Below are 25,749 nucleotides of genomic sequence, written 5' to 3'. Positions count from 1 at the left end.
TGACAGGGTGCAGTCCCGTGAGTCATAAAACGCAGCATCAAGAAAAGAAAATAGCGGTAGTCAAAAAACATTCTTCTAAGAAAATCGTAAATGAAGATGGAGTCAGGTTATCTACAAAGCTGACACCTAAAGAAATTGCAAGTGCTATTACGGTGTGTGCTGCAAATAAATATCATGGAACTTGGGTAAAAGTATTAAATGAAGCAAGAACTAATGGCTTAAAAATTAGTTTTCATAATCGAAGCGATTATCCCAAAATCACTAATGGTCAGGGATATGTATATGGAGTAAGTGCTGATAAACAAAATAGTGGAGCATGCTATACATTAAATGATGACCAGATTTTTATCTATGATAATCAAACTGAATTAGGCTCAATTACAGTAGATAAAATGGTTAAATATTTAAATACACATAATAGTGCTGGCATTGTTAAAAGACTAGCTAATGATGTGGTTTTAGGTACAGCTGATAATAATTCAAATGGCTCTAGTACTACGAAAATAGCAGGCGATAGAGGTTTAGATAATGCACCTGCAGAGATGCTAGGAACTTGGTACTCATATGATAATCATGAAAAAGCAACCGTAACTTTTACTGAACATACTATCGAAGAGACAGAAGATGGGCGTACAGTTACGACAGAACTGCATAAAATGAACCCAGATCGTGATCGCGGTGATCATGATCAAGATAAGGCTTATTGGGCTAAAACCAAGCATTGGGCAACTATTTCTAAGTTTAAAGTGCCTGAAAGCAAGCCAAAAGATAATAAGCTGTACTATAACATCTATGGTTGGAATGAAACCGCTGGCGATGGTGAGTTTTATGCTCTCCATACAGAAGAAAGTCAACCTGTATTAATATTAGCTGGAGGTGCAGGCATATGGACCGATGCGGTATATTGGAAAACACCAGAATTAGCTCAAAAATATGCTGGAAAGAAGTTCCATGATTTGCGTTATCGAGAAATGGATTAATTTGCTAAAAAAGCTTTAATGAATTTAACAAAATCAACTTTCTAATGTAAAATGCTATATAATAAAAATGCTAATTAGTATCCCTAATTTTCGTTAGGGGTATTTTTGTATTATCGGGAAGAATGTTGAAAGTATTGCAATGAGCAAAAAGATATTAGTATTAATTTTTTTAATAGCTACAGCTCTAAATCTCAGTGCTTGTAGTCAAAATTCCACTCAGCATGATAAAAGTGTCGACAACAATACTCAAAAGCAAGTTTCAAAGAATTTAACTGCTAATAAATTAACCAAGACATCACAGGCTAGTGCAATTACAATTTATGCAGCCATGAAATATAAAGGAAAATGGCAAGACGCATATAAGCAAGCGGTAAAAAATCATTTAAGTATCAGTATTAAAAGTAAAACAGGTTTTAGCCGTATTTTTAAAGGGCAGGGCTATATTTACCAGGTTACTGGTAACGGAAAAGAACAAAATACTTTCTACACGTTGAAGAAAGATGAAGTCTCATTTTTTAACCATAAAAAGAAAATAGCTACTGTTAGTTTGAATTCGATTTTAACTTTTTTAAATGATCATCAAAAATCTGAAGAAGTGAAAAGATTATCTGCTAAGACTGTATTGGGTGCTCGGATTACTTCAAATAAATATGGGGTTAAAGGGGATGCAGGGTTAGCTTATATTCCTAAAAAACTTCGTGGTATTTGGTACAATAAAAAGGGTAAAAAGCTAGTGATCACTGCTCATACTATTGAAGGAGAAGAGATTCATAGGATATCAACTTCTGTAGTTACTACGGAATCCTTCCAACAAACTAAGCACTGGGCTAGAGCTCGAATCGAGAATATTAATGGTATTGATTGTTATCATGTCCAAAGCTTAGGAGCACAAAACTTTGGCTTTTTGTATACTGTACAAAAAAATGGTAGAAATCCGGCGGTAGTAACCTATAGTGTAGATACCGGAGATTATCTTGATTCCTATTGGAAATCAACAACAATTGCTAAAAATAATGTGAATGCTGAATTTAAAAGCTTAAAGTAAGTATAAGTTTTAGGAAATTTTTGCTTTAAAAGTTGGCATTTATTCTTTTTCATAATATTATTAGGAAAAGCAATAGAAACGAATAAGAAAAGGGGAAATTCTGTTGAAACATAAATTAACTGTGTTGGTTGCAATTTCTGCGGCTTTAACTTTAGCAGGATGCAGTCAAACTACACAAAGCAATACACAATCATCACAATCTAAAACAAGTAAAGTTGCTAAGAATTCAAGTGATAACTCTAGTACTTCAACAGCTAGTTCCAAGAATAAAGATACATATACTAAGTTGTCTGCAAGCAAGATGGATTACAAGACCACTGCCAGTGCCATTGCAGTTTATGCGGCACAAAAATACGGTGATACTTGGGAAATTGCTGTTAATGCCGCTAAGCAAGGAAATTTAGGTGTAGCATTTAGAAGTAAAGATGCTACAGGCATTACCTCAGATAATAGCGGTTATGTTTATGAAGTTAGTGGTACCGGCAAGAGCAGTAATGCGCGTTATATGCTAGCTGGTGATGGTGCCAATAAACAAGTTACTATTTTTGTTAAGCAACGTAATTTAGGAACTACTAGTTTGAAAGATATCGTTGCTTACCTTAACCAAAAGAATGATGCTGATTTAGTAAAACAATTAGCTGAAAAAACACAATTAAATGTCAAATTAGAAGGCGATGAAGATGCACAAAAGACTACAACTACTAGTGCTAGTGTGATTCCTTCATCACTTCAAGGTACTTGGTACACTGCTGATACAGGCAACGGCAATATTGACACTTTGACTGTAACTGATAATAAAATTAATGATGAAGCTGGTTTTAGCATGAATGTTAAGGCTAAGAACAGTGGTTCAAGTACTTCAGATGGTTATATGAAGCAAACTACAATTAATGGTATTAGTTTCTATAGCTTTACCAATATGGGTCAAACTCCAGGACAGGGTAGTACATACTTGGCACCACATACTGAAGATGGTCAAAGTGTGATCGTCTCAGCTAATTCAAACGGCCGCACTAATGCTGTTTACTGGAAGAGTGAAGCTCTTGCAAAGAAGAATTCTAATAAGCAATTTAGTGATTTGAAGTATTAGATTATGAATGTAAAAAAGACGTCGATTGTCGACGCCTTTTTTAGTTTGGATTAATTAAATCTTCTAGTTTAAATTTTCCATTTTTGTAATCAATTACAAGAATAGAACAATTGCCAAATCTCTTTTTTAAAAATTGCTGTGGATCAACTCCGATGGCAATTAAGAAATTAAAGCAGGCTCCGGCATGTGAGACGGCAATAACTTTCTCATTGGGTTGGGCTTTAGCCATAAAACTTGAAATTGTATCAAATACACGCTTTTGCACGTCTTTTTGATTTTCACCACCATATTGAACAAAAAAATCGTTGTAAGGAACTTGAGGGTTAAGACGTTCATCTTGACCTTCGAAAGAACCGAAATACTCTTCTTTTAAGCCTTTTAGTCTTTGATAAGATATTGTTTATTAGTAACAATTTCTAAAGTATCGCTAGCTCTGAGACTGTCAAGAAGTTTGTGTAAATAGATCTTTCTCATCGATTGATTTTTTATCCTTTATTTAGTCAAAATAAGATAACGGACTACATTATGATAATTATAATTCTTGTAAGCCTTTTCATTAACAAAAATAATGTTTTGGTGTAATAATGAAAGCTGAACAGATTTATAAAATTTATGTAGAAAGAGGCACAAGATATGACAGTATATTACAAAGGATTCCCACAAAGCGATCGGGAAGAATATTTGCATATGATTAATGTCGATGAACTTGAACAAAGAGTTAAGAAAATTATGCCAGAAGGGGCATATTACTACATTGCTTCTGGTTCAGAGAATGAATGGACATGGCGTAATAACACCGCAGCCTTTAATCATTGGCAAATTATTCCTCGTGCCTTAACTGACATGGAAAATCCTTCTACAGCTACTGAATTCATGGGGATGAAGCTCAAGACTCCAGTAATGATTTCACCAATTGCATGTCACGGAATTGCACATACAATGGCTGAAGTTGATACGCAAAAGGGTGCTGCAGCTGCTGGTGCATTGTTTGCATCAAGTACCTATGCTAACAAGAGTGTTGAAGATATTGCTAAAGCCGCTCCAGATGCTCCAAGATTTTTCCAACTTTACTTAAGTAAGGATTGGAAATTTAACGAAATGGTCTTTGATGCAATTAAAAAGACAGGTTATAAGGGCATTTATTTGACTGTTGATGCTTTAGTATCAGGTTATCGTGAAGCTAACTTGAGAACTAAATTTACTTATCCAGTTCCATTGGACTTCTTTACCCGCTATCTTGATGGTAAGGGTGAAGGACAAAGTGTAGCTCAAATGTATGCTTCATCAGCTCAAAAGATTGGTCCTGAAGATGTTCGTCGCATTAAGGAAGAAACTGGCTTACCTGTAATTGTTAAGGGTGTTGAATCTGTTGAAGATGCTTATAAAGCAATGGGTGCTGGCGCTGATGGTATTTATGTTACCAACCATGGTGGCCGTCAATTAGATGGTGGTCCTGCAGCTATTGATGTTTTGCCAGCAATTGCCAAGGCTGTTAACCACCAGGTACCAATTATCTTTGATTCCGGCGTACGTCGTGGCTCACATGTCTTTAAAGCATTAGCATTGGGTGCCGATATGGTTGGTATCGGTCGTCCATATCTTTATGGTTTAGCCTTAGGTGGAGCACCAGGTGTTCAAAGTGTAATTGATCAATTAGACAAAGAATTGTTGATCGATATGCAATTAACAGGATGCAAGACTATTGAAGACGTTAAACATGCTAAAATTGCACATATTAATTACACTGCAGATAATTTGGATTCAATTACTTCTCCTGACAGAATGAAGCCATATCCAAAGACAGCCGATAATCAAATTAAGACAAATGGTGCCTCTGATGCAACGTCAGGAGCATCAGAGCATTAAATAACTAATTGAAAAAATCTTCTTTTAATAAGATGATTTTTTTATTTTTAGTAGGTCACTTTCTTAACTAATACTGATATAAGTACGATTATCTGATTAAAAAGAACCGATTATTTAATAACATAAAAATATTTTTAAAAATTTTTATGAGGAATAAAGCTGAATAATTTATAAATACTAATAATAACAGCTGTTATTGTAAGGCCTAAAGTGAAAAATTAGAATAAAATAAGATAACACTACTGAAAACGCATTATTGCCCGACTTGAAAGACTTTTTAAGAGGTATACACTATAAGTGAGCCTATTAAAAGATTAGGGAGTTTAGAATTTTATGGAGGCGTAATTATGAATGTGTTAAGTTTAGCACGTTTCCAATTCGCAATGACGACCATATTCCACTTCTTCTTTGTACCATTTACAATTGGTACAATCTTCGTGGTTGCGATTATGGAATCAATGTATGTCCACACTGGAAACCCTAATTATCGCAAAATGACTAAATTCTGGGGAAATGTCTTCCTCTTAACTTTCGCCGTTGGTGTGGTAACTGGATTAATTCAGGAATTCCAATTCGGTATGAATTGGTCAGATTATTCAAGATTCATGGGTGATATTTTCGGAGCTCCATTAGCATTTGAAGCCTTGCTATCATTCTTTATTGAATCAACATTTATTGGTCTTTGGTTATTTACCTGGGATCGTGTAAAGAAGGGCTTGCACCTATTCTTTGCATGGATGATTGTCTTTGGTACTTTAACTTCAGCACTTTGGATTTTGACAGCTAACTCATTTATGCAGCATCCCGTTGGATTTAGTATCCGCGGTGGTCGTGCAGTCATGGTTGACTTTGGTGCATTGCTTAGCAACCGTCAATTATTATATGAATATACTCACGTAATTTTTGGTGCATTGCTTACCGGTGCTACCATTCTTACAGGTTTAGCTGCATTCCAATTACTTAAAAAGCGTAGCATATCAGATGTTAACAAGAAGATTTATCATAAAACTATTCGTTTAGGATTGGTTTTAATGTTAATTTTCTCATCTTGTGAGTTTGTTGCCGGTGACTTCCAAATGAGATATTTGGTTCATGAACAACCAATGAAGTTCGCTGCAGCAGAAGGTGTAACGACTACGACCGGTGAAAAAGCACCATGGACTGTAGTTGGCTATGTCGATCCTAAGACTCATGACATGAAAGGAAACATTGATATTCCCGATGTATTGAGTATTCTTTCATACCACAAGACCATAGGCGCCGTAACTGGTATGAAAGAAGTTAATAAGCAACTTGAAAAGAGATATGGAACTAAGATTGACAACCATAAGATGGATTATTATGTTCCAGCTAACACTTTGTTCTGGTCATTCCGTGTAATGTGTGGCTTTGCTGCATTATTATTCTTAGTTTCAATTGTAGGATTGATCATGACACGCAAAGGCAAAGAAAGTCTTTACAGCCATCGTTGGTGTCTATGGGTACTGGCAATTTTGACTTTCTCACCATTTATTGTTAATACTGCAGGTTGGTTAATTACTGAACTTGGTCGTTATCCATGGACTGTTTATGGACTATTTACTATTGCACAAAGTGTATCACCAAGTGTATCAGCAACATCATTGTTAATTTCCAATATTGTTTACTTCTCATTGTTTACAATTTTGGCAATTGTAATGATTGCTTTAACTGTTCGCTTCTTGCGTAATGACCCAGAAGAATGGGAAAAAGCTGGAGACGAAAAGAGAGCTACTGATCCATTTGCAAAGGGGGCCTTTTAAATGTCAGCGTCAGTTTTGCAAATATTATGGTTTATCTTATTAGCCGTTTTGTTTTCCGGCTTCTTCTTCCTGGATGGTTTTGACTTCGGTGTGGGAATGGCTGTAAAAACATTAGCTTATAATGATGCCGAAAGAACTCAAATTGTCAGAACTATTGGACCTGTGTGGGATGGTAATGAGGTATGGCTTATTACCGCAGGTGGTGCTATGTTTGCATCATTCCCATATTGGTATGCAACATTATTTTCAGGATACTACATTATTTTGCTGATTATCTTGGTTGGCTTAATTATTCGTGGTGTATCCTTTGAGTTTAGGTCAAAGAGTAGTGCAGCCCATCGTCATATTTGGGATAACATAATGGCAATCGGGAGTTTCCTTGTTCCATTCTTCTTCGGAATCATGTTTATCTCAATGATTAAAGGGATGCCAATCGATGCAAATGGTAATATTTATGGTCATTTCTTCGATTACATTAACTGGTTCTCAGTAGTAGGTGGTGTTGCTTTAACACTTCTTTGCTACTTACATGGTTTGAACTATATTACTTTAAAGACAAAAGGCGTAATTTCAGATCGTGCCCAAAATTATGCTCATGCACTTTACTGGGTACTCTATATTGGTGAAGTTATTTTTGCTTTACTATTATTCTTCCAAACAGACTTCTTAAAGGTTCATCCAATTTTGACTCTAATCTGCCTAGCTTTAATCGTGGGCTTCTCAGTTGCAGCACACGTTTCAACCTTTAAGAACAAGCAAGGTACCGCTCTTACATTTAGTGGTCTTACCTTGATTTCATTGGTAGCATTAATCTTCTGCGGATTGTTCCCAAGAGTAATGATCTCATCAATTAGTAGCAAATACGATTTGATGATCCAAAGTGCATCATCATCAAATTACACTTTAGTTGTAATGACAATTGCTACTGTAATCTTGGTACCTTGTGTTTTGGCTTACACAATCTGGGCTTACTGGATTTTCCGCAAGCGGATTGCAATGCCTAAAATTGGAGAGGTTAAATAATGATTGATCGACAGCTATTCAAACTTGCTGGCGCTAGTGCAATCATGAGAAAGCTTGCAGTGATTGAGATTCTGCAGGCTTTTTTCATAATTGGTCAGGCTTTGGCATTAAGTGCAGTTTTGACGGGACTTTGGGAAGGTCATGCTTTAAATTGGCTATTATTATTGCTATTTATTGTATGCTTTGCCTTGCGTCAATTGATTAATACTATTAGGGATGCAATTTTAAATAAATATTCTGGAAAAATTGCAGAAGACTTACGAGAAAAACTTTTAACCAAAGTATTTAATGAAGGACAAGCTCTAGTTCAAAAGCAGGGAACGGGTAGCTTGATTACGATGGCTTTGGATGGAGTTGATGAGGTTCGACAATATGTCAAACTGATTTATAGCAAAGTCCTTACGATGATGATCGTTCCGATCATAGTGTTTATCTGCATGCTTTGTTTAAATTGGCTTTCTGCAGTAATTCTGCTTTTGATGTATCCTTTAATTGTTCTTTTCATGATGATTTTGGGACATGCAGCACAAGATAAGGCGATTAAACAATTTGGTCGTTTCCAGGTTTTATCAAATAATTTTATTGATTCCTTACGTGGTATTGATACACTAAAATATTTGGGCCTAAGCAAGCGCTATTCAAAAAGTATTTATCGTTTAAGTGAAAACTTTCGCAAGAAAACAATGGCAGTGTTAAAAGTCGCAATGCTTTCAACTTTTGCTCTTGATTTCTTTACTACTTTATCAATTGCTATCATTGCAGTTTTTCTTGGTTTTGATTTGATGAATGGAAAAATCAATTTATTTCCTGCTTTGGGGATCTTGATTTTAGCACCAGACTTTTTCTTACCAATCCGAGATTTTGCAGGCGATTTTCATGCCACTCTAAATGGAAAAAATGCGTTTAAGAGAATTAATGAGTTAATCGCTGCTCCGAAAGAACCTGTAAAGAAAATTGCATTAACTGACTGGAGTGCAAATGATGAGTTAATAATTAATGACCTGCGTTTCAATTATTTAAAGGGTGCAGAAATTGGACCAATTAATTTTAAGATTAAAGGCTATCAAAAAATCGGAATTATCGGTATGAGTGGTTCTGGTAAGAGTACTTTGATTAACCTAATTAGTGGCTTTTTAACACCAAGTCAAGCTGATATTGAAATAGAAGGTCATAAAACTAACACGATGAACATCCCTGATTGGCAGAGGCAATTAATCTACATTCCGCAACAGCCATATGTTTTTTCAAAGTCTTTACGTGAAAATATTGCTTTTTATCACCCTGAAGCAACTGATCAAGAAATATTGCAGGCTATTCATGTCATGGGATTAGATGATTTATTAAACGACTTGCCTAAGGGCTTAGATACGGTTATCGGTCAAGGTAAAAGAGCTTTGTCTGGTGGTCAAGCGCAAAGAATTGCTTTAGCAAGGGCATTTCTAGATCCTAAACGTAAAGTGATGATCTTTGATGAGCCAACTGCTCACTTAGATATTGAAACTGAAATTGATTTGAAGACTAAAATGTTGCCTTTAATGCAAAAGCGCCTGGTCTTCTTTGCCACTCACCGGTTGCACTGGTTAAAAGAAATGGATTATATCCTAGTCATGAATCATGGACAGCTAGTAGGTCAGGGAACGTTTGCAGATTTGCAGGCAAATAATAGTTACTTTATTGATTTAATTCACGGAATGAGAGGCGAAAGCAATGATCAATAGGATTCCAATTTTAAAAGCTCTAAAAAATGATCGTTGGGTTCGTCCTTTCTTAAAGCGCTACAAAAAAACTTTGATCTTAGCAATTTTCTTGGGTATTTTGACGTTCTTCTGCGGTGGAGGATTGATGTTCTGCGCAGGTTACTTGATTAGTAGATCTGCTGCACGACCTGAAAATATTTTACTAGTTTATGTACCGATAGTTTTGACCAGAGCATTTGGTGTGTTCCGTCCAGCTGTCCGTTATGTTGAACGGTTAGTAAGTCATAACTGGGTCTTTAGAATGACTTCCAAATTCCGCCAGCAGCTTTATGATTCGTTGGAACGGGATGCTACTAATTTTAATAGTAAGTATCAACTAGGCGATATCTTAGGCTTATTGTCTGATGATGTTAGCCACATTCAAAACCTGTATTTAAGATCTATTTTTCCAATGATGGTAGCTTGGGGCCTATATGCAATTATTGTAATTGGCTTAGGTTGGCTATCTCCATTAATGGGATTATGGATGCTAGTAGTTTTTGGCTTAATTATTTTTGCTATTCCAATTTGGTCAGTGCTTGTAAACGGAGCTAGACAGACCTATGAAAAGCAGATGCAAGATAAACTGTATGCTGATCTGACAGATAACGTGATGGGTGTCAACGATTGGGTTTTATCCGGTCGTGGTTCAGCCTTTTTGAAGCTCCATGTTAAAGATCAACAAGAACTTTTTGAAGTTGATCAGGTGATGAAAAAGTTTGAACGTTGGCGTGATTATACTTTTCAGCTAGTATATCTGTTAGCGATTGTCAGTTTGATAATTTGGGGCATGTTTCGCTTTGGTCAAAGAGATACCTATTATACAAACTGGATTGCAGCGTTTGCATTGGCACTATTTCCAACCGTGTCAGCCTTTGCGGGATTGCCAGCCGCAGCTCAGGAAACAAATATTTATAAGGATTCGTTAAATCGATTAAATAATTTACCTGGACCAGAAGTTGAAAATAAGAAAGCAATTACCCTTAAGGCTCCATATGAAATTGATTTTAAGGATGTGCATTATACTTATCCCAAGACTGATAAAGAGATTTTGCACGGTCTTAATTTAACCATTAAGAATGGTGAAAAGTTAGCAATTTTAGGACGTAGTGGTGCTGGTAAAAGCACGCTCGCTTCATTATTGCGTGGAGATCGTACTCCTGATAGCGGTAGTATTACGCTAAATGGAATTTCGACAGATCAATTTGGTGATCAGATTGCTAATTATTTCAGTATAATTAATCAAAATCCTTACTTGTTTAACACAACAATTGGCAATAATCTCCGCTTAGGAAATGAAGATGCTACAGATGATCAATTGTGGGATGTGTTAAGACGAGTAGGATTAGATCAAATGGTTGAAAAACTGCCGCAGGGTTTAGAAACAGAAGTAGATGAAGCAGGTTTACGTTTTTCAGGTGGTGAGCGTCACCGCTTGGCTTTGGCAAGAATTTTGTTAAAAGATACGCCGATTGTATTGCTTGATGAGCCAACAGTAGGATTAGATCCTATTACTGAACAAGCTGTGATCGATACTTTTATGACTCAGCTTAAAGGAAAAACTTTGATTTGGATTACACACCACTTGCAGGGAATTGATCAAATGGATCAGGTTATTTTCCTAGAAGATGGGAAAATTTATATGCAAGGCAGTCCAAAAGAGTTGTGGCAAACTGAGCAGCGTTATCGTGAATTAAAGAGAGCAGATCAAGGTCTGTGAGGAAAAAGCAATGTTAACAAATAAAGTACCTGAAAAAGACGTTAATGATTTATTTACCCGCGTTGCTCCCAATTATGATTTGATGAATAATATGGTCAGTTTGGGCATCCAGAATATTTGGCGGAAACAATTTTTAACCAGATTAAATTTGAAAAGCACAGATCAATGTTTAGATTTATGTTGTGGCACTGGCGATTCTACTATTGCTTTAGCGAAAAAAGTTAAATTGGTAACTGGCCTAGACTTTAATCAAGCAATGTTAAAACTGGCCCACGAAAAGATAGTGAAAAAGCATTTGCAACCGAAAGTTAAATTAGTTAACGGGGATGCAATGAATTTGCCTTTCGCGGCGAGAAGTTTTAATTGTGTTACCATTTGTTTTGGCTTACGCAATGTGCCCGATGCAGAAAAGACCATTAAAGAAGCTTATCGGGTTTTAAAACCTGGCGGACAATTTGCCATTTTAGAAATGTCGCAGCCTAATAATCAGATCATTAAATTAGGTTGGCGTGCGTATTTTGAAATTTTCCCTTATTGGGCAAAGCTGGTTAAGAGCAATGTGCGAGATTATCAATATTTATCTAAAACAAGTAAAGAATTTTTATCTGCTCAACAATTAAAGCAATTATTAGTTAAAAATGGATTTAGTCATGTCGCGGTTAAGAAATTAACTGGTGGAGCGGCAGCGATTCATATAGGAATTAAATAGATAAAAATTAGATGTATCGAAAGGATGTGGGCTAATGGCTTTAAATGTATTTTTGGAATTAATTGAAATTAAGGCCAAGACAGCTAGTGTAATACCATTTTTGTTAGGAATGTGCTTTAGTAAATTTTATTATCATCAACTAAATTGGCAGCTAGCTTTAATCTTCTTTATTGCGATGTTTTTATTCAATATGGTTGTCGATATGTTTGACAATTATTGCGATTATTATCATGCGGATAGTAAGAGTTACCAAGAAAAAACTAATATCATTGGTCGAGAAAATATTAACCCTAAGTTGGTTTTGGGTTTAATAATCGGATTTAGTGTGATTTCGGCATTGTTAGGTCTTTATCTTGTAAGTCAAGCTGGGTTGCCTGTTTTATGGATGGGTATCTTCTGTTTTGCCGTTGGGTATCTATATTCGTTTGGTCTGCATCCAATTTCAAGTTTGCCATTAGGCGAGCTATTTTCCGGTTTCACCATGGGCTTTATGATTGTTTTACTGAGCGTATACCTTAATACCTATCAAGTCTTTACCTGGAATTGGTTAACTATTGGACAAATCTTTTTGGTAGCTCTGGCAGATGAATTATGGATCTCTAATTTAATGCTGACCAACAATTTATGTGATGCTCAAGAAGACGAAGATAATCACCGTACGACTATCATTCATTTTATTGGTAAAAAGGGCGGATTAATCGCTTTAACCGTCAAAAATGTATTGGCATTTTTGATTATTGGAATTTTACCTTTCTTGGGACTTGCACCAAAAACTGTTTGGCTAACGATCTTAATCGTTCCATTTATCTATCAACAAAATAAGATAATTATTCATAAACAAGTTAAAACGGAAACCTTTAGTACCGGTGTTAAAACACTGTTAGTAGGGTCTGCCGCATATCTATTTACATATTTCTTAGGAATTATATTTTAAAAGAGTAGGAGGATTCAATCATGAAAAAGGTTGTTGTATTAGGTGCTGGTTTTGCCGGCATTAAGACCGTCGTTAAACTGCAAAAAAAATTGCGTGAAGAAGTTAAGATTATTTTAGTTGATCGCAATCCATTTCACTGTGAGACATTCCGTTTGTATGACGTGGTATCTGGTGAAGCGCCATACACCGCAATATCGTATCCAGTAGCAGATGTGATTAATCCAAAGATGACTACCTTTATCCAAGATGAAGTTAAGAAAATTGATTACCAAAATAAAACGGTAGAATTAGCCAAGCATACTCCTTTAAAATATGATTATTGTGTAATTGGATTAGGCTTTACGTTAAGCACATTTGGAATCGATGGCGTGCAAGAACATGCATTGCCTATGTATAATGTGGAATCTGCCGAGGCTATTCGGAATCATCTGTATGCAAGCATGCGTGATTATAAAAAGACTAAGAATCCGAATGATTTGGTAATAACAATGTGTGGGTCAGGCTTTCAGGCAGTAGAAGTAACCAACGCTATAGCTATGAATAGACCTCGTTTTGCCAAATTAGCAGGAGTTAGTCCTGATCAAATCAAAATCAAGATGTTTAATAGCTCTAAGAGAATGTTGCCAATGTTTGGCGATAAGCAATGTAATTATGCTTTGAATAAGATCAAAGAAAATGATATTGATATCATTAATCAAGCGCGCATTAGTCAAATTCAAGCGGATGGCGTTTGCTATAAGATTGGTGATCAAGCTGAAGAAAAGAAGTTGGCAACTAATAACATAATTTGGATGATGGGCTTTAGTGGTAATCCAGTAATTGCGGACTCTGGTTTTAAGGGACAACGTGACAAGATTACAGTAACTGATCATTTAACAGCTCCTGAAAGTGAAGACATCTATGTTTTAGGGGATGTTGCTTCAGTGCCACAACCAGGAAAGAGCTGGCCTTTGCCAAATACTGGTCAATTAGCTTTATCTATGGCTAATTATGCAGCCGATGATATTCATGCGAGAGTGAATGGCTATAGTCGTCCTAACCCATTTGTTTACCATGACTTAGGTGTTGTGGTTGATTTGGGTAAAAGTGCTGTAGGCTTAGCATTAGGCGTTAAATTATATGGCTATTGGGCTTCAGTGATGAAGAAGATCACTATTGATAAATCGATCTTTGAAACCGGCGGCGTTAAAGGAACGTTATCTATTGGTCGTTTTGACTTTTATCATTAAAATAAAAATTTACATAAATAAAATAAGTGATGGATCTTTGATGATTCATCGCTTATTTGTTTTGGTATTATATTTCTTTCTGAATTCGGTCGGTGAAATCTGATATCTTTTACGAAAAAGGCGATTAAAGCTCTGATAGCTTTGAAAACCGGAAGAAAGTGCAATGTAAGAAATCGTTCCAGAATCCGATTTTAGTAGTTCACTTGTTCTTTTTAAGCGGTAATCGATTATAAATTGTTCTGGACTTTGATTAGAGTTTTTCTCCTGAATTTTTAATCATAAAAAACAAGAATTTATCATAGATCGCGGAAATTGCGGAGTTCATTTTGGTGAAAGTTATGGCAATAGTCGCAGTTGTCATTTAAATCTAGATCAAAAAATAAAAGTTAGAATCTTACAAGATGAATCTTCAGCTGAAATTTTCTTAGATGATGGTAAAAAAGTATTTTCAATGCGAGTTTTTCCTGATGAAAAAGCTAACCGAATTTTTGTAACAAGTGAAAATGGTGAAGCTAAAGTAGAAGGTACTATTTATCAATTAAGATCAGCTGAACTATAAAAAAGAAGCATAGAAAGTTCTATGTTCCTTTTTAGTAAGTAGAATACGGAGAAAAATATGCAAAATTTAATTACAGTTGATGAAGAAAATAAAGTTTTTCATTTACACAGTAAACAAATATCATATTTATTTTCAGTGGAACAGGGAGCTACTTTAGCTCATTTATATTTTGGTAAAAGAATTCGAAAATATCATGGACAGTTAAAATATCCCCGTTTGCTTCGAGGCTTTTCAGGCAATTTGGCTGATGTACCAGGACGTGAGTTTTCTCGTGATACTTTGCCTGAAGAATATAGTAGTGCAGGCGAAATGGATTATCGCACACCAGCAACGGTTTTATATCAAAAAAATGGTTCAAATTCTATTTTGTTAAGATATAAGAGTTATGAAATAGTTGCAGGGAAGCCAAAATTGAATGGTTTGCCACATAGTTGGGTTAAAGACGAAGATGAAGCCCAAACTTTGATTGTTACTCTTGAAGATCAATTAACTCAGGTGGAATATCAATTGTTTTATACAATTTTTAGAGATTTACCAGTTATTTCTAGAGCTGTAAAAATAATTAATTCTGGAGAAGAAGTCGTTCACTTAAGAAAAGCCGCTTCAATGCAAATTGATTTTGGCAATGAAGATTTTGAAGCAATTACCTTGTCCGGAGCGCATGCCAATGAACGTCATCAGCAAAGAAGCAAGATTGATCAGGGGATTCGCGTCTATGGTAGTCATCGTGGCGCTTCCAGTCATCAGATGAATCCATTTCTTGCTTTAGTTAGACCTAATACAGATGAATTTGCAGGAGACGCATATGGTTTTACTTTTGTTTATTCAGGTAATCATATGTTTGAACTTGAGAAAGATCAAATTAATCAAATCCGTTTAAATATTGGGATAAACGATTTTAATTTTGATTGGAAACTGGAGCCAAATGAAGATTTTCAGACTCCGGAAGTTTTGATGACCTATTCTCCAAATGGCATAAATCAAATGAGCCAGACATTTCATCAAGTGATTTTTGACCATATTATTCGCAGTAAATTCAAAAATAAGGTTCGACCTATTTTGGTTAATAATTGGGAAGCAACGTATTTCGATTTTAATGAAAAGAAATTACAAGCAATTGTTGATCAAGCTAAGGATTTAGGGATTGAAATGTTTGTCTTGGATGATGGCTGGTTTGGACACAGGGATGCGGATAATTCATCTTTAGGCGATTGGTTTGTCGATCAGAGAAAGTTTCCTACTGGTTTGAGTCATTTTATTGATTATGTACATAATCAAGGATTAAAATTTGGTATTTGGTTTGAACCAGAGATGATTTCCTATGATTCTGAATTATATAAAAAACATCCCGATTATTTGATGCATGTTCCTAATAGAATTCCTAATCCAGATCGTCACCAATATGTGCTTGATTTAGGGAGGAAAGAAGTACGACAAAATATTTTTGACCAGATGGTTAAGATCCTAGATCAAAATCAAATTGATTATATTAAATGGGATATGAATCGTCATATCTCAGACATTTATGAAGCAGATTTAACGCCAGATGAGCAGGGTGAAGCATATCATCGTTATATTTTAGGATTATATGATTTGCTTGAAAAATTGACGACCAGATATCCTAATATTTTGTTTGAAGGATGTTCTGGTGGTGGCGGTAGATTTGATGCTGGTATGGCTTATTACACACCGCAAATTTGGGCTAGTGATAATAGTGATGCGATTGCTAGATTAAAGATCCAATATGGTACAAGTCTAGTTTATCCGCAATCATTGATGACCCACATGTTTCCGTGTGTCCAAATGAACAAAATGGTAGAGTAACACCATTAGCTACACGGGATGCTGTAGCTATGTGGGGAGACCTAGGCTATGAACTTGATTTAACTAAATTGAATGATGATGAAAAAGAAGAAGTTAAAAAGCAAATAACTTTATATAAGCAAATTAGAAAGCTTACTCAATTTGGCACTTTATATCGTTTGAAGTCGCCATTTAATAGTAATCAGACTGCTTGGGAAGTAGTTAGTTCAGATAAACGTGATGTAATTTTAACTGTAGTAAATATTCTGAGTTCAGCTCAGCCTAGCTTTACTAAGCCTAAATTAGCTGGCTTGAATCCAGAATATGATTATAAAAATATCGCCACCAATGAAATAATCGGTGGCGATGAATTAATGGACACAGGTATTTATGATGAGGCGGCCCATCAAGATTTTGTGGCTAAAATGTATCATTTTAAAGCAGTCAATTGATTGCCTTGATTGATTCACGTTTATTTAAGTTGCTGTGACAAGTAACAGTTAGAGGAATACTGATATTTTCAGTAATTAAATCTTTAGCAAGACGGACTGCAGTTTTACCCATTTCTTTGGTATCCATATAAACACTGGAAAGAGTAGGAGTTAAAAAGCGATTGATATCAACATCATCAAAACTTACGACTGAAATATCATCAGGAATAGAAATATGGTGGTTGTTAAGAGCTTTGTAAACGCCTAGTGCCATTGGATCGTTTCCCACTACAATTGCTGTAGGCCGCTCTTTCAAATGAATGACTTGATCAGTAATTTTAAGAGCGGAATCTGCAGACCAATCGGTAATAAAAGAGTGACAATATTGATCCAAGTTGTGCAATTTCATCCAGGAAATATAACGAGTTTCTCTCAAGTCGCATTTTTCAGTAGTGATTTTTCCGTCTAAATCCATAATGGAAGATTTACCACCAATATAAACAATATTTTCATGACCAAGAGAATGAAGAAGATCCAAGATGTAAGTAGTTTTTTCTACGAAGTCATTTCGAATAATATTGCAGTTAAGAATATTAGTGTTGACATCGAGAAAAATTACATTATGATTGATGGTTTGAATCGATTTTATAGCTTCAGGCGTCATTTCACCTTCAATTAATACTGCTCCGTAGTTAGCTAAAATAGACCAATCTTTTTCTTGATCATTCATCTTAAAAGGTTGATCAATTCTTAAATGCCATTTTTTAGCCTCATCATTAATCCCCATATGCATATTAAGAAAATATGGATCATCTATTTCTCGTGCATGGTCATGACGCATAATTAATGCAATTGAAAGTTGCGGATCATTTTGTTTAGGGCCCCGCTTTTTCTTGCCTTTGCTGTAATGCAGTTTGTTTGCTACATGAATTACACGTTTTCTTGCTTCGTCATTAATGTGAAAAGTAGGATCATTATTTAAAATGCGGGATACACTTGCAGGTGAAACGCCAGCGATCCGCGCAATATCTCTAATACTTGCCATAAAAGCCACCTCATATTTCTTCTTTTCGTAATTATAACATTTTAAATGAAGCCAAAGAAAAACACGCTATTAAAGCGTGTTTTTTTAGATAATAAAATAGTTTAGACAGTGTGTTGTGTAGAAATAATAATCTTATTTATCTTCGTAACCCTTTGGGTGGCCCTTGTGCCACTTCCAAGCAGTTGCGATTACGTCATCAACATTTTCGTGTTTTGGCTTCCAGCCTAAAACAGTTCTTGCCTTAGTTGAATCAGCAACAAGTGAATCAGGGTCACCGCCACGACGTGGTCCCATAGTATAAGGAATATCAATACCAGTAACCTTCTTAGCACTTTCCAAAATTTCAAGGTTGGAGTAACCATGTGCAGTACCCAAGTTGAAGACATCTGACTTGTTAGTCTTCATCATATGCTTCAATGCCAAAATGTGAGCATCGATTAAGTCTTCTACTTGAACATAGTCACGTACATTAGTACCGTCTTTAGTATTGTAATCATCACCAAAGATAGTAAATTTACCATCACCAGAAATAGCACTCTTTAAAATATTTGGAATCAAGTGAGTTTCTGGAGCGTGGTCTTCACCGATAGAACCGTCACTTGAAGCACCAGCAACGTTGAAGTAACGAAGGGCAGTGTACTTAATGCCGTCAGCCTTGTCAGCCCAAGCCATGATCTTTTCCATCATCATCTTGGTTTCACCGTATGGATTGATAGGGTTAAGTGGAGTGTCTTCTGTGATTGGCAATTTCTTAGGAATACCATAAGTTGCGGCAGAACTTGAGAAGACTAAGTATTTAACGTTGGCATCATTCATAGCTTGTAATAATGAAATCATACCAGTAACGTTGTTGTCGTAATACTTAAGAGGCTTTTTAACTGATTCTGGAACAAGTGAGTAAGCTGCAAAGTGCATTACTGCATCGATCTTTTCATCACGCAAAATCTTTGATACTAAGAAAGTATCTTCGATGTCGCCTTGATAAAACTTGGCTTTAGGATCAACAGCTTTTCTGTGACCAGTGTACAAAGCATCTAAGACAACAACGTCATTGCCTTCTTTAACTAATTTACGAACAGCATGTGAGCCGATATAGCCCGCACCACCGATAACTAAAACTTTCATGTGTATAACTCCTTTAATAGTTGTTAACTTTTTACTGAAATCGATTACATTGTAACACACAATTTAGTAAATTATTTACTAAATTCAATAAAATGCTTAAAATTAATTGAGTATAAATGAAAATTCGTGATCTAATTCTGGATTAATATGATAAGCACTCTCAACATCAGAGCCCCAACTATCGATTCCGCCAACGCCTCGAACTGCACCTGCAATTACTAACACAGTTCTGCGAACAAGTGGTAATTCCTCAATATGGGTGGCATTTTCGAGTTCTTCAGCGGTATAAGGCAAACAACTAAAATTGAATGGCTTTTTATCTTGTAGAATTGATAAACTGAATTTTTCATTTGTTTGATCAGAATTATTTTGAGTGGCTTCACGGTTAATAACTAACTTTTTAGTTTGCATGTGCATGCCATTTTCTTGCGGAACCAGATATTTGGTAACCGGTAATCCATCGATATGGAAACGACCTTCTTTAGCTCCGGCCATTCTATCAGGATAAGTTTCGCCGGATAAACCTTCATAATCGAATCCAGTAGCGGCAGTTGGCATAATTAATCGAATACCAATCACAGGTAAGGGTGATAATCCCTTCTTACCATAATAATGCATCGTGACTTTAATGTGACCGACATCATCAATATTATAGATGATTTTTGCATTTGTTGCAGGGATAGTTAAAGTTTGATAAGTAAATGAAATTTGAGCACTGCTTGCATATTCGTGATTGCTGAATTTATTGTTAAATGGAGCAATAGGTAATTCAGGAAAATCATGTTCATCTACTTTTAAATGAATATCAGTACATTTAGTGAACATATCGGCTCCGAGCCATTGAGCGGCCTTTAGATTGAATCCGCTGCCGCGATCGTTATCTGTAGTTGCTCGCCAAAAAGTGGGAGTAGGTACACGATAAAGCCATTCTTTGCCGTGTACTTTTAAAGATTCAAGTCCGCCGCGCTCATAACTAAAGATATATTGAAAATCTTGGCCATTCACGCCAAATGTGCCATCGCCGTAAATAATATGCAATTTTTTATTTGTGTAATCCATAGTAGTATCTAACCTCCTGCATTGCTGGTTTGGGTGTGCGGTCTGCGAACATTAAACCGTCGCCAGAGAATTCATAATCGGAGTGACGATCATCAAAGTCGCCACCGTAACGCAATACGTCCTGTCCGCTGACTGGATCATGCACAAACAGAGCCTGATCGATGAAATCCCAGATAAAGCCGCCCATGTACTGAGGGTATTTATCAATTAGCTTGATGTAAGAGCCCATGCCACCGTCGGAGTTGCCCATATCGTGCATGTATTCACATTCGACAAGTGGCTTTTTAGGATTTTGGAGATATTCTTCTGCCTCTTTAGGTGGCAAATACATACAGCTTTCAAGGTCTGAGATTTCTTTCTTAAATTCTGGTGCATGGAAGACGCCTTCGTAGTGGGTGAGGCGAGAAGAATCGTGATCTTTGTAGAATTTGTTCATAGCGGCGATGTTGCTGCCGGCATATGATTCGTTGCCAAGTGACCAGAATAAGATTGCAGTGTGATTCTTGAAGGTTTCATAATTGCTGCGGGCACGGTCGACGACGACTTCACGCCATTCGGGGATGCTGCCGGGTACATTGGAAGTAGCTTCAACTTGGCCTAACTTTTGCCAGGTACCGTGGGACTCCAAATTGTTTTCCGCCATCATGTAAATTCCGTTTTGATCGCAGAGATAGTACCAAGGAATTTGATTTGGATAGTGGCAGGTTCTAACGGCATTGATGTTGTTGTGTTTAAAGATAGCAATGTCTTGCTTCATGTCGGCTAGGGTAATGCTGCGACCACGCTTAGCATCCCATTCGTGACGATTAACGCCGTTGATGATTAATCTTTTGCCGTTAAGCAAAACCACATGATCCTTGGTAATTTCAATTTTTCTAAAACCAAATTGGTAAGGAATAAGTTCAACTAATTTGCCATTTTGGTCATGAACTTCAATGATTAATTGATAAAGGTATGGATCATGGTTGTCCCATAGGTGAACATTGGCAAAAGTTTCGTTTTCAATTTCAACGGTTGATTTAAGTGGCAACTGTTTATTAAGCAAAGTTTTGCCATCGATGTCTTCAACTAAGACGTGGACATTGCCACTGGTTTTACCCATAAAGTGCAATTTAGCGTTGAAGACACCGTCATGGTAATCATTAACAACAGTTGGTTTGATATCTAGATCCATTAGATGAGTCCGAGGTAAGGCTAAGAGTTCAACTGAACGAAAAATACCGGAGAATCTAAACATATCTTGATCTTCTAGCCAGGAAGCAGTGCTGTGTTTGAAGACTTCGACAGCTAAGATGTTGTCTTTTGCTTGAATGTAAGGTGTAAGATCGAATTCGGAAGGTGTGAAACTATCTTCGGCGTAACCGATGAAGTGACCGTTGAGATAGACATACATGGCCCGTTCAACGCCTTCGAATTGAATATGGATGTCATGGCCGGCTAAAGCAGGATTTAAGTCAAAGTGTTTAAGATATGAACCGACTGTGTTGTCTTTTCCTTGACTAAAATCGCCATTCTTGATGCCGCGCCCCAGGGTATAGGCAGGCTTACGATAGATTTTGCTTTCCCAGGGATACAGAATGTTAGTGTATTGATTTTGGGCGTAGCCGTTTAATTCAATTTCACTAGGAACGGGGATGGTGTCAAAGGAAGATGAGTCAAAGCTGCGTTTGTAAAAATCAATGGGCCGGCTTTGAGGATCTTTTGAAAAATGAAACTGCCAGGCACCGTTGAGGCTTTGTTTAAAACTGCTGCTGTGGTTTTGCCATTCACGGTAATCTTTGTAAAAGGGATGATCACTGTGAGCTGGCAGTTGATTAATCCTGAAGACTTCGGGATCATCAAGCCATTTGATATTTGCTTTCATGATAAGACCTAGTTTCTATAAAAAAATATATTTTGAAAACGGTTTTATTATAACACCAAATTAAATAATTTATCAAATAAATAAATAATTTAGTAATATAAAGTAAATAAATTAATTGACAAATCTCGAGAAAAATATTTTTGAATAAAATTTATCTTTATTGGAATTAAGTAAATATTTTGTATAATAAAGACAGGAATATTAGTAAATGGGAAAGAAATAATTATGACAACTATTAAAGAAATTGCACAAAAGTCGGGGTATTCTTCTGCGACTGTTTCGCGGTTGCTCAATAATGATCCTAACTTATCGATTACTGCAGATACCAAAAATAAAATTTTAGAAATTGCTAATAAGCTTGGTTATTGGAAAGACCACCAAGAAAAGGAAATTAAGCCTACAATTGCGCTTCTTTACCGCACTAACCATAAAGAACAGTTGCAAGATGAGTATTTTACTTCTTTAAAGCAAACCTTGGTAGAAACCGTTAAGCAAGAATCAATGAAGATGAAGACCTTTTACAATGCGGCTGACTTAATTGAAAATGCCTCATTGTTCCAAGGTTTTATTGGAGTAGGAGCAGCGCCAATCGAAAATGCTGAGTTGGTAAAATTGCACGAAGTTTTACCAAATGGGGTGTTTGTTGATACTAATCCAGCTCCCGAATTGTTCGATTCAATTAGACCTAACTTAACTTTAACAGTTAAGAATGCTATTGATTTGTTTATTAAAAACGGCTATGAATCGATTGGTTTTATTGGTGGTGTTGGCCCTAAGCATGATCATATTCAAGAAAATGATCCACGTTCCGTTGCCTTTGCGGAATATATGAAGGTTCGCGGAAAAGATGACAGCAACATGTTCGTTTCAGGACCATTCAGCGTTGAAAATGGTTATAAGCTTGGCAAAGAAGTAATAGAGAAGTGCAAGAACAATTTACCAGATGCATTTTTAATTGCTTCTGATACATTAGCAGTCGGTGTTTTACAGGCCTTTAACGAAGAAAATATTAACGTACCAAAAGATACCGCAATCTTGAGTATCAATAACAGTAATGTAGTGAAGTACGTATCACCACCACTTTCTTCTTACAACATCAACCAGCAGGAAATGATTGATTTAGCTTTAACTATGCTGACCAATTTAATTATTCAACCTGATCGTGCGCATATTGATGTGAATATGAACACTAACTTGGTGGTACGTAAAAGCTTTATTCCTAAAGGTGAGTAAATTTTTTAGTAAATAAAAATTTTTCATTTTGAATATTTTGAAAAGAGAATGCTGAAGCATGGCATTCTCTTTTATTTTTACTATAAGTAAATAATTTAGTTATATTAAATAAATAATTTACCAAAACTGATACTAAGCGTATACTCAGATATGTAAACGATTACAGATGATAACAACTTAGGAGGAAGCATTATGACAAACGGTCATAAAAATTCAGGGAAACAAATAATTTCCTATGCATCATTCTGTCTGGGTAACTTAGGACACGCAGCTTTTTATGGTGTAATGAGTACATACTTTATTATTTTTATTACTAGCGGAATGTTCAGTGGGCTAGAGCAATCAGTAGCTGATAAATTGATTGGTTTAATCACTGGCTTAGTGGAGACTACAATCCCGATCAATGGACAGAAGAAACATGCCTGAAGACATTAAGGTCTTTAAAAATGCAGATTTAAATTCAGCTACAATTAATATTTTCTCTTGGGCAGTTCTTGAACCTAGAGAAGGAGTCTATGACTTTTCTAAATTAGACAAGATCGTTCAAGAATTATCTGATGCAAACTTTAATATTGTGATGGGTACGGCAACAGCCGCAATGCCAGCCTGGATGTTTAAAAAGTATCCGGATATCGCAAGAGTTGATTACCAAGGCAGACGTCACGTCTTTGGTCAGCGGCACAATTTCTGTCCGAACAGCAAGAATTATCAAAGACTGGATAGTGAGTTAGTTAAAAAATTGGCCCAGCACTACGCTGACAATCCGCATATCGTAGTTTGGCACGTGAACAATGAATACGGTGGCAACTGTTACTGTGGAAATTGTCAAAACGCCTTCCGTGACTGGTTGAGAAACAAATATAAGACCTTGGGTGCGCTCAACAAGGCTTGGAACATGAATGTTTGGAGTCACACGATTTATGACTGGGATGAAATTGTTGTTCCAAACGAGTTGGGGGATGCATGGGGGCCAGAAAGTAGCGAAACCATTGTTGCTGGCCTTTCAATCGACTACTTGCGCTTTCAATCTGAAAGTTTGCAAAACCTCTTCAAGATGGAAAAGGCAGTCATCAAGAAGTACGATCCTGAAACGCCTGTAACTACTAACTTCCACAGTTTGCCAAACAAGATGATTGACTATCAAAAGTGGGCCAAGGATCAAGATATTATTTCCTATGATAGTTATCCAACTTACGACGCACCTGCTTATAAGCCAGCATTCTTGTATGACTTAATGAGAAGCCTTAAGCATCAACCATTTATGTTAATGGAATCTGCACCTTCACAAGTTAACTGGCAATCTTACAGTCCACTAAAGCGTCCAGGTCAAATGGCCGCAACTGAATTGCAAGCTGTTGCTCACGGTGCTGACACTGTTCAGTTCTTCCAATTAAAGCAAGCAGTGGGTGGTTCCGAAAAATTCCACAGTGCAATTATTGCTCATTCACAAAGAACCGATACTAGAGCCTTCCGTGAATTGGCTGATTTGGGTCAAAAATTAAAGGAGGCTGGTCCAACAATCTTAGGTTCAAAGACTAAAGCTAAAGTCGCAATTGTCTTTGATTGGAGCAACTTCTGGTCGTACGAATATGTTGATGGCATTACTCAAGATTTGAATTATGTTGACTCAATTTTGGACTACTACCGTCAATTCTATGAACGCAACATTCCAACTGATATTATTGGTGTTGATGATGACTTTAGTAACTATGACTTGGTTGTTGCACCAGTGCTTTACATGGTTAAAGCAGGTTTAGCTGAAAAGATCAACAGCTATGTTGAAAAGGGCGGCCACTTCGTTACTACCTACATGTCAGGTATGGTTGATTCAACTGACAATGTTTACCTTGGCGGCTATCCTGGTCCATTGAAAGATGTCACCGGCATCTGGGTTGAAGAAAGCGACGCAATGGTTCCAGGTCAAAAAGTTAGAGTTAAGATGGATGACAAGGAATACGAAACCAGCTTAATGTGTGATTTGATTCATCCAAATAAGGCCAAAGTTTTGGCAAGCTACGCTGATGAGTTTTACGCTGGCACTGCTGCGATTACTGAAAATGATTATGGCAAAGGCAAGGCTTGGTACGTTGGAACCAAGTTAGGTCACCAAGGTTTGACACAATTATTCAACCACATTGTGCTTGAAACTGGAGTTGAATCATTAGTTTGCGACAGCCATAAGCTTGAAGTAACTAAGCGTGTCACAGCAGATGGCAAGAAACTTTACTTCGTGCTTAACATGAGCAATGAAGAAAGAGAATTGCCAAATAAATTTGCGGATTATGAAGACATCTTAACTGGTGAAAAAGCTAAGAGTTCAATGAAAGGATGGGATGTCCAAGTCTTAACCAAGTAACAAATCCTATTTCTTTCCCTCGAATTTAGATCAATAAATAAGGAAGCTAGGCGAAATGTCTAACTTCCTTTTTGTGTTGCTTATATATTTTTTATAAATAGTTCTAAGATCATTAAAACGATAGTGAAAATGACGCCTGCTTTAAATACTAGTACAAATAG

General features: G+C 36.4%; 19 protein-coding genes and 3 pseudogenes. 16 read left to right on the top strand and 6 right to left on the bottom strand.

The window, feature by feature from the left end; genetic code table 11:
• Positions 1 to 17: 17 nt before the first annotated feature.
• The 3 genes from CP355_RS02460 (at position 18) to CP355_RS02450 (ending at position 3,115) form a co-directional block, all read left to right on the top strand.
• A complete protein-coding gene (locus CP355_RS02460) occupies positions 18 to 980 on the top strand; it encodes a hypothetical protein (protein WP_025005346.1) in 963 nt (320 codons plus the stop codon).
• Between the two features lie 139 nt (positions 981 to 1,119).
• Positions 1,120 to 2,025, top strand: coding sequence for an ABC transporter (locus CP355_RS02455; protein WP_098043820.1), 906 nt, complete (start codon positions 1,120 to 1,122; stop codon positions 2,023 to 2,025).
• 103 nt (positions 2,026 to 2,128) lie between these two features.
• Positions 2,129 to 3,115, top strand: a complete 987-nt coding sequence (locus CP355_RS02450; RefSeq protein ID WP_087176489.1) for a hypothetical protein — start codon at positions 2,129 to 2,131, stop codon at positions 3,113 to 3,115.
• A gap of 40 nt (positions 3,116 to 3,155) precedes the next feature.
• Here the strand turns inward: CP355_RS02450 and CP355_RS02445 are convergent, their stop codons facing one another.
• Complete coding sequence (locus CP355_RS02445) at positions 3,156 to 3,512, bottom strand: histidine phosphatase family protein (RefSeq protein ID WP_087363845.1); 357 nt, start codon at positions 3,510 to 3,512, stop codon at positions 3,156 to 3,158.
• A gap of 236 nt (positions 3,513 to 3,748) precedes the next feature.
• Between CP355_RS02445 and CP355_RS02440 the strand changes: the two genes are divergently transcribed.
• The 8 genes from CP355_RS02440 to CP355_RS02405 all read left to right on the top strand — a co-directional run bounded on the left by CP355_RS02440 (position 3,749) and on the right by CP355_RS02405 (position 14,113).
• Complete coding sequence (locus CP355_RS02440; RefSeq protein WP_025005350.1) at positions 3,749 to 4,981, top strand: lactate oxidase; 1,233 nt, start codon at positions 3,749 to 3,751, stop codon at positions 4,979 to 4,981.
• A 347-nt stretch (positions 4,982 to 5,328) separates the two neighbouring features.
• Positions 5,329 to 6,762, top strand: coding sequence for a cytochrome ubiquinol oxidase subunit I (locus CP355_RS02435; protein WP_098043819.1), 1,434 nt, complete (start codon positions 5,329 to 5,331; stop codon positions 6,760 to 6,762).
• Entirely contained in the window at positions 6,763 to 7,785 is a 1,023-nt protein-coding gene (gene cydB, locus CP355_RS02430; RefSeq protein WP_098036705.1) for a cytochrome d ubiquinol oxidase subunit II, read from the top strand.
• Positions 7,785 to 9,503: a thiol reductant ABC exporter subunit CydD gene (gene cydD / locus CP355_RS02425; RefSeq protein WP_098043818.1), complete on the top strand. Its 1,719-nt coding sequence runs from the start codon at positions 7,785 to 7,787 to the stop codon at positions 9,501 to 9,503. The genes cydB and cydD overlap by 1 nt, the downstream gene beginning before the upstream one ends.
• Positions 9,493 to 11,241, top strand: a complete 1,749-nt coding sequence (cydC, locus tag CP355_RS02420; protein WP_098043817.1) for a thiol reductant ABC exporter subunit CydC — start codon at positions 9,493 to 9,495, stop codon at positions 11,239 to 11,241. The genes cydD and cydC overlap by 11 nt, the downstream gene beginning before the upstream one ends.
• A gap of 10 nt (positions 11,242 to 11,251) precedes the next feature.
• Positions 11,252 to 11,950 (top strand): bifunctional demethylmenaquinone methyltransferase/2-methoxy-6-polyprenyl-1,4-benzoquinol methylase UbiE, encoded by a 699-nt coding sequence (gene ubiE, locus CP355_RS02415; protein ID WP_098043816.1) that lies wholly within the window; start codon positions 11,252 to 11,254, stop codon positions 11,948 to 11,950.
• 34 nt (positions 11,951 to 11,984) lie between these two features.
• Positions 11,985 to 12,884 carry a prenyltransferase gene (locus CP355_RS02410; RefSeq protein WP_087235797.1) on the top strand — a complete coding sequence of 300 codons (900 nt, stop codon included), beginning with the start codon at positions 11,985 to 11,987 and terminating at the stop codon, positions 12,882 to 12,884.
• 20 nt (positions 12,885 to 12,904) lie between these two features.
• Entirely contained in the window at positions 12,905 to 14,113 is a 1,209-nt protein-coding gene (locus tag CP355_RS02405) for an NAD(P)/FAD-dependent oxidoreductase (protein WP_098043815.1), read from the top strand.
• 45 nt (positions 14,114 to 14,158) lie between these two features.
• On the opposite strand, the gene CP355_RS10775 is transcribed toward CP355_RS02405, so the two are convergent.
• Positions 14,159 to 14,383, bottom strand: coding sequence for an AraC family transcriptional regulator (locus tag CP355_RS10775; RefSeq protein ID WP_087176499.1), 225 nt, complete (start codon positions 14,381 to 14,383; stop codon positions 14,159 to 14,161).
• On the opposite strand from CP355_RS10775, the gene CP355_RS02395 reads away from it, so the two are divergent.
• Together CP355_RS02395 and CP355_RS02390 are read left to right on the top strand one after the other, a co-directional pair.
• Entirely contained in the window at positions 14,382 to 14,672 is a 291-nt protein-coding gene (locus CP355_RS02395; RefSeq protein WP_098043814.1) for a GH32 C-terminal domain-containing protein, read from the top strand. The two genes, CP355_RS10775 and CP355_RS02395, sit on opposite strands and share 2 nt — an antisense overlap.
• A 57-nt stretch (positions 14,673 to 14,729) precedes the next feature.
• Positions 14,730 to 16,927, top strand: a pseudogene (locus CP355_RS02390) (alpha-galactosidase).
• Here CP355_RS02390 and CP355_RS02385 read toward each other — a convergent pair.
• The 4 genes from CP355_RS02385 to CP355_RS02370 all read right to left on the bottom strand — a co-directional run bounded on the left by CP355_RS02385 (position 16,920) and on the right by CP355_RS02370 (position 21,999).
• Complete coding sequence (locus tag CP355_RS02385) at positions 16,920 to 17,951, bottom strand: LacI family DNA-binding transcriptional regulator (RefSeq protein WP_098043813.1); 1,032 nt, start codon at positions 17,949 to 17,951, stop codon at positions 16,920 to 16,922. The pseudogene CP355_RS02390 and the gene CP355_RS02385 overlap by 8 nt on opposite strands.
• 132 nt (positions 17,952 to 18,083) lie before the next feature.
• On the bottom strand, positions 18,084 to 19,076 hold the full coding sequence (gene galE, locus CP355_RS02380) for a UDP-glucose 4-epimerase GalE (protein ID WP_098043812.1): 993 nt from the start codon (positions 19,074 to 19,076) through the stop codon (positions 18,084 to 18,086).
• Positions 19,077 to 19,178: 102 nt separating this feature from the next.
• Complete coding sequence (locus CP355_RS02375; RefSeq protein ID WP_061204852.1) at positions 19,179 to 20,135, bottom strand: beta-galactosidase small subunit; 957 nt, start codon at positions 20,133 to 20,135, stop codon at positions 19,179 to 19,181.
• Complete coding sequence (locus CP355_RS02370; RefSeq protein ID WP_098043811.1) at positions 20,119 to 21,999, bottom strand: glycoside hydrolase family 2 TIM barrel-domain containing protein; 1,881 nt, start codon at positions 21,997 to 21,999, stop codon at positions 20,119 to 20,121. The genes CP355_RS02375 and CP355_RS02370 overlap by 17 nt, the downstream gene beginning before the upstream one ends.
• A gap of 225 nt (positions 22,000 to 22,224) precedes the next feature.
• Here CP355_RS02370 and CP355_RS02365 point away from each other — a divergent pair, with 225 nt between their 5' ends.
• From CP355_RS02365 to CP355_RS02355, 3 genes and pseudogenes are all read left to right on the top strand, one after another.
• A complete protein-coding gene (locus CP355_RS02365; RefSeq protein WP_087235793.1) occupies positions 22,225 to 23,232 on the top strand; it encodes a LacI family DNA-binding transcriptional regulator in 1,008 nt (335 codons plus the stop codon).
• Between the two features lie 192 nt (positions 23,233 to 23,424).
• A pseudogene (locus CP355_RS02360) lies at positions 23,425 to 23,616 on the top strand (PTS sugar transporter subunit IIA); the annotation flags it as partial.
• Positions 23,589 to 25,588: pseudogene (locus CP355_RS02355) on the top strand (beta-galactosidase). The pseudogenes CP355_RS02360 and CP355_RS02355, both read left to right, overlap by 28 nt.
• Positions 25,589 to 25,749 lie beyond the last annotated feature (161 nt).

The organism is Lactobacillus sp. UMNPBX4 (genome assembly GCF_002554115.1).
In the GTDB taxonomy this organism is placed as follows: Bacteria; Bacillota; Bacilli; order Lactobacillales; family Lactobacillaceae; genus Lactobacillus; species Lactobacillus gallinarum.
The sequence above is the reverse complement of the archived record's forward strand: the minus strand, read 5'-3'. Positions and strand labels throughout refer to the sequence as shown.

Excerpts from the sequence above, each read along its gene's own strand:
- CP355_RS02455 (WP_098043820.1), top strand. The coding sequence starts at position 1,120 with ATGAGCAAAAAGATATTAGTATTAATTTTTTTAATAGCTACAGCTCTA.
- CP355_RS02440 (WP_025005350.1), top strand. The coding sequence starts at position 3,749 with ATGACAGTATATTACAAAGGATTCCCACAAAGCGATCGGGAAGAATAT.
- CP355_RS02435 (WP_098043819.1), top strand. The coding sequence starts at position 5,329 with ATGAATGTGTTAAGTTTAGCACGTTTCCAATTCGCAATGACGACCATA.
- cydB (WP_098036705.1), top strand. The coding sequence starts at position 6,763 with ATGTCAGCGTCAGTTTTGCAAATATTATGGTTTATCTTATTAGCCGTT.
- cydD (WP_098043818.1), top strand. The coding sequence starts at position 7,785 with ATGATTGATCGACAGCTATTCAAACTTGCTGGCGCTAGTGCAATCATG.
- cydC (WP_098043817.1), top strand. The coding sequence starts at position 9,493 with ATGATCAATAGGATTCCAATTTTAAAAGCTCTAAAAAATGATCGTTGG.
- ubiE (WP_098043816.1), top strand. The coding sequence starts at position 11,252 with ATGTTAACAAATAAAGTACCTGAAAAAGACGTTAATGATTTATTTACC.
- CP355_RS02410 (WP_087235797.1), top strand. The coding sequence starts at position 11,985 with ATGGCTTTAAATGTATTTTTGGAATTAATTGAAATTAAGGCCAAGACA.
- CP355_RS02405 (WP_098043815.1), top strand. The coding sequence starts at position 12,905 with ATGAAAAAGGTTGTTGTATTAGGTGCTGGTTTTGCCGGCATTAAGACC.
- CP355_RS02385 (WP_098043813.1), bottom strand. The coding sequence starts at position 17,951 with ATGGCAAGTATTAGAGATATTGCGCGGATCGCTGGCGTTTCACCTGCA.
- galE (WP_098043812.1), bottom strand. The coding sequence starts at position 19,076 with ATGAAAGTTTTAGTTATCGGTGGTGCGGGCTATATCGGCTCACATGCT.
- CP355_RS02375 (WP_061204852.1), bottom strand. The coding sequence starts at position 20,135 with ATGGATTACACAAATAAAAAATTGCATATTATTTACGGCGATGGCACA.
- CP355_RS02370 (WP_098043811.1), bottom strand. The coding sequence starts at position 21,999 with ATGAAAGCAAATATCAAATGGCTTGATGATCCCGAAGTCTTCAGGATT.
- CP355_RS02365 (WP_087235793.1), top strand. The coding sequence starts at position 22,225 with ATGACAACTATTAAAGAAATTGCACAAAAGTCGGGGTATTCTTCTGCG.